This is a genomic window from Microbacterium istanbulense (assembly GCF_037204145.1).
In the GTDB taxonomy this organism is placed as follows: Bacteria; Actinomycetota; Actinomycetes; order Actinomycetales; family Microbacteriaceae; genus Microbacterium; species Microbacterium istanbulense.
On the sequence record NZ_JBBDGN010000014.1, the window covers coordinates 1 to 14,241 of the forward strand.

Below are 14,241 nucleotides of genomic sequence, written 5' to 3' on the forward strand. Positions count from 1 at the left end.
ATCGTGCTGATCTTCTTCTGCTTCCAGCTCATCCTCGGCCTGATCCGCCGCGACCCCACCGCCCTGTCTCGTGCCGCGCTCGGCGCCGGGAAAGCGGTGCTCGGGTCGTTTGTGGTGATCACGTTGGCGGCGTTGGCGTTGGAGATCACCGACCAGCTCACCATCGGGATCATCCAGGCCGCCGGGGAGACCACCGCCACGATGGGCGACAAGATCATCCTGCTCTCCGCGGGCCTGGCCGGTCTGAACCTCTCCGCGCCCGGGGTCGGGGCGATCATCACGATCTTCCTCGGCGGGCTGATGGTCGCCGCGACCGCGATCGTCTGGTTCTCCCTGTTGATCCGCAAAGCGCTGTTGTTGATCGCGATCGTGCTCGCGCCCTTGGCGTTCGCCGGGGCGGCGTGGGATGCCTCCCGGGGGTGGATCGGGAAGTGGGCCGCGTTCGTGCTCGCCCTGATCGTCTCCAAGCTGGTGCTGGTGGTGGTGTTCCTGGTCGCGATCACGCAGATGGCGACCCCGATCGAGGCGGACCTGACCGCGGTGACCGAGCCGATCACCGGGATCGTGATGCTCGCGATCGCCGCGTTCGCCCCCTACATGGTCTACCGGGTCATCGCGTTCCTCGGCTTCGACCTCTACAACTCGATGGGCGCCGAACAAGAAGCCAAGAACGCCATGAACCGCCCCGTCCCGGTCCCGTCGAAACCGCAAGGCGACGGGCCGAAGAAAGTCCTCGACGACAACGGCGGCGGGAACCCGCCCGGCGGCGGAGGAGGTGGGAACCCGCCCGGAGGCGGTGGAGGGGGTGGGAACCCGCCACCCCCGGGCGGCAGCGCACCACCTGCCGGGGCCGGCGCAGGTGCCGGTGCTGGCGCGGGTGCGGGTGCTGGTGGTGGGGCGGCTGGTGCTGGGGCTGCGGCAGGGCCGGCCGCGGCGGTGGTCATCGGCGCGGAGGTCGCGAAGAAGGCCGCCACCGCCGGCCCCGAGGCCGGCAAGGCCGCAGGCTCGCAGGCCGAGACCGCGGCCGACGGCGCGAACCAGAACACCCACAACAGCAACGACGGCGGGGGTGGGAAGGGGTCGCAGGCGCCGCCGCACCAGAACCCGCGACCGAACGCCCCGTCCGGCCCGAACCCTCCCTCCGGGAACGACACGCGGCCGCCCTCGGGCGGGAAGGAGTGACCCGTCGTGAGCACGAAACACAACAACGACACCACGAACACGGGTGCGGAGTTGGTGCCGGTGAAGTTCTCCCGGCTGACCCGCCGCGGCATCCTGCTCGGCCTGTCCGCCTCCCAGCTGGTGACCCTCGGCATCGGGGTGCTCGCGCTGGTGGGGGCGTTCTACGCCGGCGGCGGCAGGCTCATCGCCTACACCGCCCCCGTCTGGGCGGTCTCGGCGGTGCTGACCTGGATGCCCATCGCCGGCCGCCCGGCCGTGGAATGGGTCCCGGTGGCCGGCTGGTGGCTGTGGCGCAGCACCGGCGGGCAGCTGCTGTATCGGCGGCGGATCGTGAAGCCCCGACCGGCGGGCACGCTCGCGCTGCCGGGCGACATGGCGCGGCTGCGTGAGCATGTCGACCCCGAGACCGGGGCGGGGATGATCCACGACCCCCATCAGGGCACGCTGACGGTGGTGTGCGAGGTGCGGCATCCGGCGTTCGTGCTCCTGGACCCGGCCGAGCAGCACCGCCGGGTCACCTCCTGGGGGCGGGTGCTGGCGACCGTGTGCCGGTCGGGCCGGATCGCGACCCTCCAGGTGCTGGAGCGCACCCTGCCCGACTCCGGCACCGGCCTGGCCGAGTGGTGGGCCGCGCACGGCACCCCCGACGCGGACACGTGGGCGGCGACCACCTACCAAGAGCTCATCGACCGGGCCGGCCCGGCCGGGGAACGCCACGCCACCACCATCAGCCTGAGCCTGGACATGCGGGCCGCGGCCCGGCAGATCCGCACCGCCGGCGGGAGCCTGCGCGGCGCCGCCGCCGTGCTGCGCCAGGAGATGAGCACCCTCACCGCCGCGCTGCGCGCCGCCGACCTCACCCCGACCGGCTGGCTCACCCCCGGCCAAGTCGCCGTCACCCTCCGCTCGGCGTACGACCCTGCCGTCGCCGCCACTTTGGAACGGCACGGCGAGCTCGGGCAATCCTTGGCGACGGCGGGGCCGGTGGCGGTGACCGAGACCTGGACGAACCTGCGCACCGACTCGGCCCATCACGCGGTGCTGTGGATCAGCGAGTGGCCGCGGTCGATGGTGTATCCGGGGTTCCTCGCCCCCGTGGTGCTCTCCAGTGGGATCGGGCGGGCGCTGTCGCTGCTGTATACGCCGATGCGCACCGACCAGGCCGCCCGCGACATCCGCAAGAAAAAAGTCGAACACATCAGTGACGCCGCACAACGGCGCAAGATCGGGCAGATCGAGGACGCCGCCCAGACCGCAGAATACGACGACGTGCTCCAACAGGAAGCCGACCTGACCGCCGGGCACGGGGTGCTGCGCGTGACCGGACTCATCGCCGTCTCCGCCCCCGGCATCGAGGAGCTGGACGCGGCGGTCTCAGCGATCGAGCAGGCCGCGATCCAAGCCTCCTGCGAGACCCGCCGCCTGGTCGGCCAGCAGGCGCAGGCGTTCACCGCCGCCGCCCTGCCCCTGGCCCGCCACCTCTGACCCCTCACCACCGCCGACCCCCGTCACCTCTGATGCGCCGTGGGGTCGCAGGTCGCGCACCTGACACGTAACCGATCATCCATCCACCGTCCGGGAGGCTTGTCATGCCCACGTTCTACGATCCTGTCGCCGACGCCGAGGAGGCCTCGCAAGCATTGCGGGGCCTGGCGCACGCCAGCCGCGACTTCGCCCACCCCGAGGACGCCTACGGCGTGATCGGCGACCTGCTGGGCGGGGTGCGGTCTTTGCAGCAGTCCATCGAGCAGATCGCGCAGCGACACAACCGGCACGAGGGCCGCGCCTTCGATGACGCCGGGAGCCAGGCCGCGGGCATCCGCGACGCGCATCGGGCCGCCGAGCAGCTCTTCGACGCCGCCACCGCCCTGGACACGGTCGAAGAACGCCTGAACGCCGCCTCCCAGACGGCCGGGCGGATCGCCTGGCACCCCACACCCACCACCATCGACACCGACCCTGTCGACGCCGATGCCATCGACGCGGAGGCGGTGGATGCCGGGGCTGTCGGGAGCGAGGCGGCCGGCGCCGAGTCGCGGTGGGTCAGCGTCGTGTTCCTGCAGGGCGACGAGGCGGACTCGGTGCTGTGGCTGATCGACCGCGACGGGCCGGAGGCGGCGATCGAGTACCTGGCCGGTTGGGATGTCGGCGAGGAGACCACCAACGCGGCGATGGAGAACGGCTACGTCTACGACACCGTCCCGACCGGGGCGCTGGACAAGGAGGCCACCGCGAGCGTCTACGCGCTGACCTACAACCACGACCTGGGGCACGTCGGCCTCTACCGCAGGCATCCGATCCCACCCGAAGACCGCCTCGACGCCGAAACACCCGCCCCCGCACCCGTCGCCCCGACAACGGCGGCGGCTGAGCCGGCGGTCGCTGAGGGTGGGGAGGGTCGGTGGGTGCGGGTGGCCTCGTTCGGGCGCACCGGCACCGAGCGTGTGACGGGCATCCTGGCCGAACTCGGGCACGTGGACGCGATCGACCATCTGGCCTCCTGGGACCGCGGCGAGCAGAGCACCACGGAGGCCATCACCCGCGGCGAGGTCTACGACACCCTCCCGGCCACCCCCGATGACCGTGTCCTCGCCTCCGGCCCGTACCGGATGCTCCTCAACCCCGCCGCCGGCACCGTCTCCCTGCTGCGCCACACACCCGACACCCCAGCACCAGCGGCACCGGCACCGGCGGCGCCGGCGCGGCGGGGGCCGGAGCTGCTCCGTTCCTACTCTTCACCCGGCGCTCCACCGGCCGCGCCCGCGCCGAAGAACACCACGGCCGAGAGCGGCCCGCGGGGCGGGGCCAAGAAGAGCGCCCCGGCGGCGCGGGCGAAGCGGGCGGAGTCGGCCGGGTCCTGGTTCGCCCATCCCGGCGTGAGCGCCGTCAAACACGACCGCGGCCTCGGCCGCTGACACCGGAAGCTGAGGGAGGCTGCTGATGCCCACGACCAACTACTATCCCGCCGGGTACGCGTCCGAAGCGGCCCGGAACCTGCGCGAGCTCGCCGGTGCCGGCCCGTTCGCGACCACCGATCCCGGAACCGGCCCGCTCATGATGCAGCTGCGCGAGGCGGCGACCGCGATGCGGCAGGTGCTCGACCAGCTCGCCACCGACCACGCCGGCCTGCGCCACCCGGGCAGGCTGCGCGTGGCCGCCCGCCGCACCGGCGATGAGCTCCACCAGGCCGGCAACGCCCTGGAAGCAGCCCACACCCACCTCGCTGGTGCGATGAGCGCCGCCGAACAGATGACGAGCATCCCCACGGTGCCCACCCGCGAATGGGTGCCCGTCGCGGACCTGCACGGCGCCGACGCCGCCCACGCCCTCGACCTGCTGGATCGAGATGGCCCGCAGGCGACCGTGGTGTTCCTCTCGCAATGGGATCAGGGCGTCGACACCGACGACCGCGCCATCGACCAGGACACCACGCAGGAGCAGCTGCCGCTCGAGCCGGGCGACAAGGCCGTGTCCTTCGACGCCTACACGATCGTCGCCGACCCCGGCCGTGGCCACATCGCCATGTACCGGCTCCTCGACGACCTGCCCAGCCCCGACATCCTCGACGCCCAAGACCGACACATGGCCCCGCCACCGCCCGCCATACCGACGACCTCGCCCGCGACGGCAGCGGCTGCGGCGGCTGAGCCGGCGCCGCCTGAGCCGCCGACACGACGCTCGCAGCGTCAGCAGGCGCCGGCGCGGCACGCCAAGCCCCCGGCACCCCGGGGCTCCTGGTTCGACCCACCCGCCACCGGCGGGGGTGCCGTTCGCGGGCGGGGGCCTCGGCTGTGAGCGAGAAGGAGCGCCTGCACACCGCGGTACTGGTCGCGCCGGCGGCGGAGCGGCGCCGGTTGCGTAAGCAGCGCCGCCAGGCCGCCGCCCGCCTGCAAGCCGAACAACGCCGCCAGGAGGTCGCCGCCGCGAAAGCGAAAGCCGAGGCCGAGCGTGCCGAACGCCGCGCCACCCGCTACCTGCCCGCCGCCGGCGAGCCCGGACCGGCAGCGCTGCGGTCGCCGGGCCGGTTCCGGCTGCCGCGCCACCAGGACACCTCGGCGACGCTCGCGGCGCAGTACCCGTTCCTCGCCGAAGGCGGCCTCGGCTCCCACGGCGTGTTCGTCGGCCAAGACCTCTACTCCGGCGCATCGTTCGTGTACGACCCGTGGGTGCTGTACCAGGCCGGGATCATCACCGCACCGAACGTGGTGCTCGCCGGCATCGTCGGCTCCGGCAAATCCTCCCTCGCCAAGTCCCTGTACACCCGGTCGCTGCCGTTCGGACGGCGGGTCTACGTGCCCGGAGACCCGAAAGGCGAGCACACCGCCATCGCCCGCGCCGTCGGCGGCCGCGCGATCCAACTCGGCCACGGCCTGCCCACCCGGCTCAACCCCCTCGATGAGGGGTACCGGCCTTCTGGGCTGTCGGATGCCGAATGGGCGACCACGGTCGCCTCCCGCCGCCGCGACCTGGTGGGCGCGCTGACCGAGACCGTGCTGGCCCGGTCGATGACGCCGCTAGAGCACACCGCGATCGACACCGCCCTGACCGAGACCGTCACCGAGAACCAGGTGCCGATCCTGCCGATGATCGTCGACCACCTCCTGCACCCCTCCCACGACCCCGACGGGCGCCTCACCGAAGACGGCCGCCTCGTCGGCCACGCACTCAGACGCCTCGTCGCCGGCGACCTCTCCGGCCTGTTCGACGGCCCCTCCACCGAAGTGTTCGACCCGACCCTGCCGATGGTGTCGCTCGACCTGTCCCGCGTCACCGAGAACTCCACCCTCGTCAGCGTCTTGATGACCTGCTCCAGTGCGTGGATGGAATCGGCGCTGCTGGACCCGAACGGCGGACAGCGCTGGTGCATCTACGACGAAGCCTGGCGCCTCATGAGCGAACCCGCGCTCTTGAAGCGGATGGACGCGCACTGGCGCCTCGCCCGCGCCTACGGCATCAGCAACATGCTCATCTTCCACAAACTCACCGACCTCGAAAACGTCGGCGACCAAGGCTCCGCCATGCGATCACTGGCGAACTCGTTGCTCGCGAACGCCGAATCGCGGATCATCTACCGGCAGGAATCCGACCAGCTCGGCACCACCGCCAAGACCCTCGGCCTGACCGGCACCGAACGCGAACTGCTCCCCACCCTCGGCACCGGACAAGGACTGTGGCGGATCAAGGACCGCTCCTTCGTCGTCCAACACCAGCTCCACCCGGACGAATACGACCTCTTCGACACCACCGCCCGCATGAGCTGAAGTTTAAAAGTTCGTCGAAGTAATGAAGGTTTTGGCGGAAACTTGAGTACTCGATGCCCGTTCAGGCTATCTCGTGGTTCAGGTTCGCGGAACAAGACGGTCCGATGCGGGGCGAGGGACCGCGCCCAGGCGCGATGCGTTCGGGGCGTGGGCCTTCTCGGCTCGCTGCGAGTTACCTGCTGGCTGTCGCGGCGACCGGGTCCGGGGTGTGTGTTGTGTCCGGGAGCGCAGTGCGGCGTGTACGGGCGGCGCGGAGGCCGTTGCCGATCACGATGACCTCGGCGACTTCGTGGACGAGGACGACGGCGGCAAGGCCCAGCGTGCCGGTGATCGCGAGCGGGAGCAGCACGACGATGATCGCGAGGGACAGGACGATGTTCTGGTTGATGATCGCCCGTCCGCGTTTCGCGTGCTGCAGGGCTTGTGGGATGAGGCGCAGGTCGTGGCCGGTGAACGCGATGTCGGCAGACTCGATCGCGGCATCGGAGCCGGTGGCGCCCATCGCGATCCCGACGGTCGCGCCGGCCAGGGCGGGGGCGTCGTTGATGCCGTCGCCGATCATCGCCGTCGGCCGCTCCGTCGCGAATGCTGCGACGAGGCGGGCTTTGTCCTCGGGGCGGAGCTCGGCGTGCACGTCGGTGATCCCGGCCTGGCTGGCGAGGGCGTGGGCGGTGCGGGTGTTGTCGCCGGTGAGCATCGACACGGCCACCCCCTGCCCGGTGAGCGTGTGGACGACGTCGGGGACTTCGGGACGGAGCTCGTCGCGCACCCCGATCGCGCCGATCAGCATGTCGTCGCGGGCGACGAGGACGCAGGTCTGCCCGGCGGCCTCCATCGCCGCGACATCGGCGGCGAGCGGACCGGGGGCGATCCAGCGGGGGCTGCCCACGGTGACCCGGCGGCCGTGGATGGTTCCGGAGATGCCGTGCCCGGCCTCCTCGGCCACATCGGCCGCGGCAGGGATCTCGGATGCGGCCGTGGTGATCGCGGTCGCCAGCGGGTGGGTGGAGTGCTGCTCGATCGCGGCCGCGACACGGAGCACCTCGGCGTCGCTCGTATCCACGTCGGGGGCGGTGACGACAGCGGTGACGGTAGGCTGGTTGCGGGTGAGGGTGCCGGTCTTGTCGACGGCGAGGTGGCGGATTGTGCCGAGGCGCTCGAACGCGGCCCCGCTCTTGATGACGACACCGAACCGGCTCGCTGCGCCGATCGCGGACACCACGGTGACGGGCACCGCGATCGCCAGCGCGCACGGGCTGGCTGCGACCAGGACGACCAGGGCGCGGGTGATCCACGTCTCCGGGTCGCCCAGGAGAGATCCGAGGACGCCGACGAGGACGGCGAGGATGATGACGCCCGGGACGAGAGGTTTCGCGATGCGGTCGGCCAGGCGCGCCCGTTCACCCTTCTCCGCCTGGGCCTGCTCGACGAGTTCGACGATCGTGGTCAGCGAGTTGTCTGCCCCGCCTGCGGTGGTGCGCACGTCGAGCGCGCCGGCGGTGTTGATCGCCCCGGCGGACACCGCATCGCCGGGAGCGACCTCGACGGGGATCGACTCGCCGGTGATCGCCGAGGTATCCAGACTCGACCGGCCCGACAGGACGATCCCGTCGGTCGCGACCCGCTCACCGGGCTTGACGACGAGGACCATCCCGACAGTGAGCTCGGCGGCGGGAATCTCCACCGTCGCATCGTTCCGGCGGATGGTCGCCGTGTCGGGCACAAGCTTCAACAGGGCGCGCAGGCCGCTGCGGGCACGATCCATCGCCTTGTCTTCCAAGGCTTCGGCGATCGAGTACAGGAAGGCGAGAGCGGCGGCTTCCTCGACGTAGCCGAGGACCACCGCACCGATCGCGCTGATCGTCATCAGCAGCGCGATCCCGATCTTCCGGCGTGTCACCAGAGCACGGATCGCGCCGGGCATGAAGGTGTATGCGCCCAACAGCAGACCCGCCCAGAACACCCCCAGCGCCACCGTGTCCTGCCCAGACCATTCCAGGATCAGGCCGGTGAGGAACGCGAGACCGGAGAGGATCGGGATCAGGATTCCCGGATCCCGCCACCATGACCGCGACGGCTCATCCCTCTCATCCCCGACAGAGGCAGCAGGGGCGACGTCGGGGGCGCAGCAGTCGTCGCTCACGAGGCATCCTCGTCGGCGTCGGCGGCCGTGCCGCAGCAGCCGGGCACCGAACACTCCGGGTCGATGCACGGCACCTGCTCGTCCACCGCGAGCGTCACATCCACCAGAGCCGTCAACGCCGCCGCGAGATGCGGGTCGGCGATCTCGTACCGCGTCTGCCGCCCCTCGGGCTCGGCGACCACGATCCCGCACCCGCGCAGACACGCCAGATGGTTCGACACGTTCGTGCGGGACAGCTCCAGCTCCCGGGCAAGCTTCGCCGGATACCCCGGCGCGACGAGCAGCGACAGCAGGATACGAGACCGGGTGGGATCGGCCATCGCCCGCCCGAGACGGTTCATCACATCCACACGAGAAGCAAGAGTCAGCATGCACTGACCATACATCAATTGCTGACCAGTCAGCAATTGATGTACCTATAGTGGGGAGTGTGAACTCGGGCGAAAGGAACGCTGTGCGGATAGAAGTTTTGAGCATCGAGGACTGCCCGAACTCCCGGCTGGCCCTCGCAGAGGCAGAAGCCGCCCTGGCATCGCTCGGACTTTCGGCGATCCCGGTCATCGAGCGCCGCGTGACATCACCCGCGGACGCTGCGGCGATCGCGTTCGCCGGGTCGCCGACCGTGCTCATCGACGGCGCGGATGTGATCCCCGGGACCGTGCCGACCGGGAATCTCGCCTGCCGTATCTATCGCACCGAGACCGGCACGGCCGGATACCCGAGCCGGATGCAGATCGTCCACGCGATCGGTGCCCGCACGGACGCGCAGACATAGCCCTCGGTCTTCCCCGCCAACGGCCCGAGTCCGAAGCCTGCGGTCATGCCCGCGCCCGCCGGATTACGGTGCCGCTGGGGTGAGCAGGCTGTCGATCAGGGTCTGGATGCGGGTCTTGATGTCGTCGCGGATCGGACGCACGGCGTCGATGCCTTGCCCGGCGGGGTCGTCGAGCTTCCAGTCCTCGTAGCGTTTGCCGGGGAAGAACGGGCACGCGTCGCCGCAGCCCATGGTGATCACGACGTCGGAGTCCTGCACGGCCTCGGTGGTGAGGATCTTGGGCTGCTCGGCGGTGATGTCGATGCCCTCCTCAGCCATGGCCTCGACGGCGACCGGGTTGATCTGGTCGGCGGGCATCGACCCGGCCGAGCGCACCTCGACCCGGCCTGCGGCGAGGTGGCGGAGGTAGCCCGCGGCCATCTGGGAGCGGCCGGCGTTGTGGACGCAGACGAACAGCACGGAGGGCTTCTGATCGGTCATGTTCGGTTCGCTTCTTTCGTTCAGTGAGTGAGGGTGGTGAGGAGTGCGCGGACGCGGGTTTCGATGTCGTCGCGGATCGCCGCGACCCCTTCCGGGGAGGCGAGGGCCGGGTCGCCCACGGCCCAGTCCTCGTAGCGGACGCCCGGGATGATCGGGCACACGTCGCCGCACCCCATCGTGATCACGACGTCGGCGGCGCGGACGGCGTCGTCGGTGAGCGGCTTCGGGAACGCCGTCTCCGCGTCGTGCTCGCCCTCGATCTCGGTCAGTAGAGACCGCACGTGTGGGTGCACGTCGGCCGCGGGGGTCGACCCGGCTGAGCGTGCGATGACGGTGCCGCCGGCGAGCTGGTTGACGAGGGCGGCGGCGAGCTGGGAGCGGCCGGCGTTCTGCACGCATACGAACAGCACCTGCGGCACCCCGGCTTCCCAGTTCCGGGTGAGATCGGCCAGGCGTTGCCGGGCGAACCGCTCGGTGAGCGGGATCAGGTGCCGGGTCAGCTTCGCCGAGCGGACCAGACCCGCGTAGGACTCCCGCACGATCGCGATCACGAGGTCCCGGTTCAGGCCGGTGAGCTCGTCGGCGAGTTCCTCGGCGAGACGGGTGACGCGTGTGTCCATGTCACGCAGCGCCTCAGCACGGTCCTCGGTCTGCTCCGGCTCGTCGGCAACCGCGGCCGGCGCGAACGCGTCCAGGAGGGCGGCGACGGCGCGCTGCCGGGCCGGGGCGATCCGGTACCAGACCCATGTGCCGCGCCGTTCCGACAGCAGCATCCCCGTCTCCTTGAGCACCTTGAGGTGGTGGGAAACGGTCGGCTGGGACACCTCGGCAAGCTCAGCGAGGTCGCACACGCACGACTCGCCCCGCGGGTCGGTGGCGATCGCGGACAACATCCGCAACCTGAGCGGGTCGGCGAGCGACTTGAGTGCGCCGGCCACGGTCGCGGCGGCATCCTGTCCGATCGCGTGCGTCGAGGACGGTGCGCACGCCTCGACGTCGGGGATGACGGTCGTATCGGTCATGACGTCCTCGATTCGGTGACGGCTTCCGTCGCGTAGGGGTCGGTGTGGAACCAGGCGCGCGCGGCCCAGAGGGAGACGTAGACGAGGCCGACGAGCACGGGCACCTCGATCAGCGGGCCGACGACACCTGCGAGCGCCTGACCGGAGGCGGCACCGAAGGTACCGATCGCGACCGCGATCGCGAGCTCGAAGTTATTGCCCGCCGCCGTGAACGCCAGCGTCGTCGACCGCGCATACCCAAGGCCCAGCCCCTTGCCGAGCAGGAGGCCGGCGAACCACATGAGGCCGAAGTACACCAGCAGCGGCAGCGCGATCCGGGCGACGTCGAGCGGGTTCTGGGTGACCGCCTCACCCTGCAGCGCGAACAGCAGCACAATCGTGAACAGCAACCCGTACAACGCCCACGGCCCCACCCGGGGCAGGAACGTCTCCTCGTACCATTCCCGGCCTCGGCGCTTCTCACCGATCCAGCGGGACGCGAACCCGGCGATGAGCGGGACGCCGAGGAACACGAGCACGTTCAGCGCGATCTGCCACACCGAGATCTCCAGCCCCTGGGTATCCAAGCCGAGCCAGCCGGGCAGCACGGTGAGGTAGAACCATCCCAACACCGAGAACATCACGACCTGGAACACGGAGTTGACCGTGACGAGCACCGCGGTCGCCTCGCGGTCGCCGCAGGCGAGGTCGTTCCAGATCACGACCATCGCGATGCACCGGGCCAAGCCCACGACGATGAGCCCGGTGCGGTACTCGGGCAGGTCGGGCAGGAACACCCAGGCGAGGGCGAACATGACCGCGGGGCCCGCGATCCAATTCAGCAGCAACGAGGAGACGAGCAGGCGCTTGTCGCCGGTGACAGCCGCGACCTTGTCGTAGCGGACCTTCGCGAGCACCGGATACATCATCACCAGCAGGCCGAGGCCGATCGGCACGGAGATCCCGCCGACCTCCATCGCGGACAGCGCGTCGGAGAGCGCGGGAACGAAACGACCCAGCAGCAGGCCCGCGACCATCGCGAGCCCGATCCACGCCGGCAGCCACTTGTCCAGCGTGGACAGCCGCTTCGGGGCCGCCATGACAGGGGCAGTGTTCGTCTGGGTCATGCGAGCAGCTCCTCGATCTTCGCGGCGATCACGGGCTTCGGGTGCGCGCCGATCAGCACGTCCACCCGTTCCCCGGCCCGATAGAACCCGAGCGTCGGGATCGAGGTGACCCCGGCCGCGGTCACGGCCTCCGGATTCGCATCGGCGTCGATCTTCACGATCTTCGCCCGTCCCGCGTACTCCTCACTGAGTTGGTCGAGGATCGGGGCGATCGCCTTGCACGGCCCGCACCAGGCCGCCCAGATATCGACCACGACCGGCAGCTCGGACTCGATCACCTCGCTCTGGAACGTCGCGTCGGTGACATGGGTGACGGGGTTCATGCGGAGACCTCCAGGACGGGAGCCGGCTGGGCGGCGGGGGCGAGATGGGAGAGGTAGTGCTGGGCGTCCTGCGCTGCGGCGCACCCGGTGCCCGCGGCCGTGATCGCCTGCCGGTACGTGTGATCGACCAGATCACCGGCCGCGAACACGCCCGGCAGGTTCGTGGCCGTCGACGGGTGCGCGACCCGCACATACCCGTCCGGATCAATGTCGACCTGCCCGGTGATGAGCTCGGAGCGCGGGTCATGCCCGATCGCGACGAACACCCCGGTCACATCCAGGGAGCGCTCGGCACCAGTGACCGTGTCCCGCAGCCGCAGCCCCGTCACACGGTCGTCGCCGAGGACCTGGGCCACCTCGCTATTCCAGGCGATCTCGATCTTCGGATCGGCCAGCACCCGCTCGGCCATGATCTTCGACGCCCGGAACTCATCGCGACGGTGCACGAGCGTGACCTTCGACGCGAACCGCGTCAGGAACCGGGCCTCCTCCATCGCGGAATCCCCACCGCCGACCACAGCGATCTCCTGCTGACGAAAGAAGAACCCGTCACAGGTCGCGCACCACGAGACCCCGTGGCCCGACAGGCGCTCCTCTTCGGGGAGGCCGAGCTTGCGGTAAGCGGAGCCCATCGTCAGGATCACCGCGTTCGCCTGGAACGTCTCACCGCTGCCGGTCTCGACGGCCTTCACGGGGCCTGTGAGATCCAGCCGTATCGCGTCATCCATCAGGATGCGCGCACCGAACCGCTCCGCCTGGGCGCGCATCGACGCCATCAGCTCCGGACCCTGCACGCCATCGATGAAGCCGGGGAAGTTCTCCACCTCCGTCGTCGTCATCAACGCCCCACCGGCCGTCACCGATCCCGCCACCACGACCGGCGTCAGCCCTGCCCGCGCCGCGTAGATCGCGGCCGTGTACCCCGCCGGGCCGGACCCGACAATCACCAACTCCTGCATCGACATGCCTCTATATTGACGTCTATCGATACAGCTTGCAAGTCGCAAGGCCTCATCCGGGCGAGTGTTCACCCACTGTTCAACCGCGGGAGGGCGATGGAGTGCACACCCGCACGTTCAGTGATCCTGGCCCCTGACTTGCGCAGATGCGGTTTGCAAGCCTGTGTTCGCAGAGGCCGTCGACCGGCGCCATCACGCGAACAGGGGTCGGCATCGTCCTCGAAACGGTGACGGAGAGCGCACCTGCGTCTCGTACCCCGCCCGGGGTACGACGCAACGGAACAGAACGAGGAGGGCGTCGTGTCCGATCAGAGTGAGTTCAGTGATGGCAGCGGTGGTTCACCGTTCCTCGATGCCCTGTCCGCGTTCGAGGCCGGCGTTGACAAGTATGAGGCCGTGCCGGACGCGGTGTTCGCCGAGCCGTCGTTCGGCCGGGATCAAGCGCAGTTCGGGCTGCTCGTCGGCCGCAACAAGGTCATCGAGTTCCGCGCCGGCCCAGAAGGGCTGCAGGCGCGGATCGGCCGTTTCACCGGCAACCGCCGCCGTCCCATCAGCACCGCCGGCGTAGCGAAAGCCCTCGGCAAGCCGGTCTCAGAGACCGAGCGCATGGTGACCCACATCGAACAGGCGCTACGCTCCGGAATCGCCGCCTACCAGGACACCTACCGGCGGCTGGTCATCGAGGCCTACCGCACCGAGAACCCCGTCACCATGACGCCGCAGCAAGACCAGCACCAGGAGCGCATCGAACAGGCCCCGGTCATCGAACACGCCCCAGGCAACGAGCAGCAACAGGCGCTGAAGCACCGGCTGAACGAGGACCCCCGAGTCCGCCCGGCACGCCCGCGCAGATCGGGCACGCACCGCCCTATCGCGCCGTTTCCCACCGAGCGCCCCGGCCGAGATGCACCAGGCCGCTCGTCCGGGCTCTCCCTCTGAACAGCAGCCAACGCGCCGCATGATCCCGCGGCAGCCTCGGGGCGGTGCGGG

The 14,241-nt window shown here is 70.3% G+C and carries 14 protein-coding genes; 7 read left to right on the plus strand and 7 right to left on the minus strand.

Going from position 1 to position 14,241, the window contains the following annotated elements:
• From WDU93_RS12795 to WDU93_RS12815, 5 genes are all read left to right on the plus strand, one after another.
• Nucleotides 1-1,182, plus strand: a 1,182-nt coding sequence (locus tag WDU93_RS12795; protein WP_337321244.1) for a conjugal transfer protein TrbL, incomplete at its 5' end; no start/stop codon positions are given.
• A gap of 6 nt (nt 1,183-1,188) precedes the next feature.
• On the plus strand, nt 1,189-2,667 hold the full coding sequence (locus tag WDU93_RS12800) for an SCO6880 family protein (protein WP_293787417.1): 1,479 nt from the start codon (nt 1,189-1,191) through the stop codon (nt 2,665-2,667).
• Between the two features lie 104 nt (nt 2,668-2,771).
• Complete coding sequence (locus WDU93_RS12805; protein WP_337321248.1) at nt 2,772-4,097, plus strand: hypothetical protein; 1,326 nt, start codon at nt 2,772-2,774, stop codon at nt 4,095-4,097.
• 25 nt (nt 4,098-4,122) lie between these two features.
• A complete protein-coding gene (locus WDU93_RS12810) occupies nt 4,123-4,977 on the plus strand; it encodes a hypothetical protein (RefSeq protein ID WP_337321249.1) in 855 nt (284 codons plus the stop codon).
• Nucleotides 4,974-6,443 (plus strand): ATP-binding protein, encoded by a 1,470-nt coding sequence (locus WDU93_RS12815; protein WP_337321251.1) that lies wholly within the window; start codon nt 4,974-4,976, stop codon nt 6,441-6,443. Before WDU93_RS12810 ends, WDU93_RS12815 begins: the two co-directional genes overlap by 4 nt.
• Nucleotides 6,444-6,615: 172 nt before the next feature.
• Here the strand turns inward: WDU93_RS12815 and WDU93_RS12820 are convergent, their stop codons facing one another.
• Together WDU93_RS12820 and cmtR are read right to left on the minus strand one after the other, a co-directional pair.
• Nucleotides 6,616-8,586, minus strand: a complete 1,971-nt coding sequence (locus WDU93_RS12820; protein ID WP_337321253.1) for a heavy metal translocating P-type ATPase — start codon at nt 8,584-8,586, stop codon at nt 6,616-6,618.
• Entirely contained in the window at nt 8,583-8,957 is a 375-nt protein-coding gene (cmtR, locus tag WDU93_RS12825; protein WP_293782268.1) for a Cd(II)/Pb(II)-sensing metalloregulatory transcriptional regulator CmtR, read from the minus strand. Before cmtR ends, WDU93_RS12820 begins: the two co-directional genes overlap by 4 nt.
• A gap of 98 nt (nt 8,958-9,055) precedes the next feature.
• On the opposite strand from cmtR, the gene WDU93_RS12830 reads away from it, so the two are divergent.
• Entirely contained in the window at nt 9,056-9,361 is a 306-nt protein-coding gene (locus WDU93_RS12830; RefSeq protein ID WP_293782266.1) for a hypothetical protein, read from the plus strand.
• Nucleotides 9,362-9,424: 63 nt separating this feature from the next.
• Here the strand turns inward: WDU93_RS12830 and WDU93_RS12835 are convergent, their stop codons facing one another.
• From WDU93_RS12835 to trxB, 5 genes are read right to left on the minus strand one after another with little or no spacing between them, the layout of a single operon-like run.
• A complete protein-coding gene (locus tag WDU93_RS12835) occupies nt 9,425-9,841 on the minus strand; it encodes an arsenate reductase ArsC (protein ID WP_293782264.1) in 417 nt (138 codons plus the stop codon).
• Nucleotides 9,842-9,861: 20 nt separating this feature from the next.
• Nucleotides 9,862-10,863: a metalloregulator ArsR/SmtB family transcription factor gene (locus WDU93_RS12840; protein WP_337321258.1), complete on the minus strand. Its 1,002-nt coding sequence runs from the start codon at nt 10,861-10,863 to the stop codon at nt 9,862-9,864.
• Complete coding sequence (gene arsB, locus WDU93_RS12845; protein ID WP_293782260.1) at nt 10,860-11,969, minus strand: ACR3 family arsenite efflux transporter; 1,110 nt, start codon at nt 11,967-11,969, stop codon at nt 10,860-10,862. The genes WDU93_RS12840 and arsB overlap by 4 nt, the downstream gene beginning before the upstream one ends.
• Nucleotides 11,966-12,292 carry a thioredoxin gene (gene trxA / locus WDU93_RS12850; protein ID WP_293782258.1) on the minus strand — a complete coding sequence of 109 codons (327 nt, stop codon included), beginning with the start codon at nt 12,290-12,292 and terminating at the stop codon, nt 11,966-11,968. The genes arsB and trxA overlap by 4 nt, the downstream gene beginning before the upstream one ends.
• Nucleotides 12,289-13,257, minus strand: a complete 969-nt coding sequence (gene trxB / locus WDU93_RS12855; protein ID WP_337321263.1) for a thioredoxin-disulfide reductase — start codon at nt 13,255-13,257, stop codon at nt 12,289-12,291. Before trxB ends, trxA begins: the two co-directional genes overlap by 4 nt.
• A 294-nt stretch (nt 13,258-13,551) precedes the next feature.
• On the opposite strand from trxB, the gene WDU93_RS12860 reads away from it, so the two are divergent.
• Entirely contained in the window at nt 13,552-14,190 is a 639-nt protein-coding gene (locus WDU93_RS12860) for a hypothetical protein (protein WP_337321265.1), read from the plus strand.
• The last annotated feature ends 51 nt before the right edge of the window (nt 14,191-14,241 follow it).

Excerpts from the sequence above, each read along its gene's own strand:
- WDU93_RS12805 (WP_337321248.1), top strand. The coding sequence starts at position 2,772 with ATGCCCACGTTCTACGATCCTGTCGCCGACGCCGAGGAGGCCTCGCAA.
- WDU93_RS12810 (WP_337321249.1), top strand. The coding sequence starts at position 4,123 with ATGCCCACGACCAACTACTATCCCGCCGGGTACGCGTCCGAAGCGGCC.
- cmtR (WP_293782268.1), bottom strand. The coding sequence starts at position 8,957 with ATGCTGACTCTTGCTTCTCGTGTGGATGTGATGAACCGTCTCGGGCGG.
- WDU93_RS12835 (WP_293782264.1), bottom strand. The coding sequence starts at position 9,841 with ATGACCGATCAGAAGCCCTCCGTGCTGTTCGTCTGCGTCCACAACGCC.
- WDU93_RS12840 (WP_337321258.1), bottom strand. The coding sequence starts at position 10,863 with ATGACCGATACGACCGTCATCCCCGACGTCGAGGCGTGCGCACCGTCC.
- arsB (WP_293782260.1), bottom strand. The coding sequence starts at position 11,969 with ATGACCCAGACGAACACTGCCCCTGTCATGGCGGCCCCGAAGCGGCTG.
- trxA (WP_293782258.1), bottom strand. The coding sequence starts at position 12,292 with ATGAACCCCGTCACCCATGTCACCGACGCGACGTTCCAGAGCGAGGTG.
- trxB (WP_337321263.1), bottom strand. The coding sequence starts at position 13,257 with ATGTCGATGCAGGAGTTGGTGATTGTCGGGTCCGGCCCGGCGGGGTAC.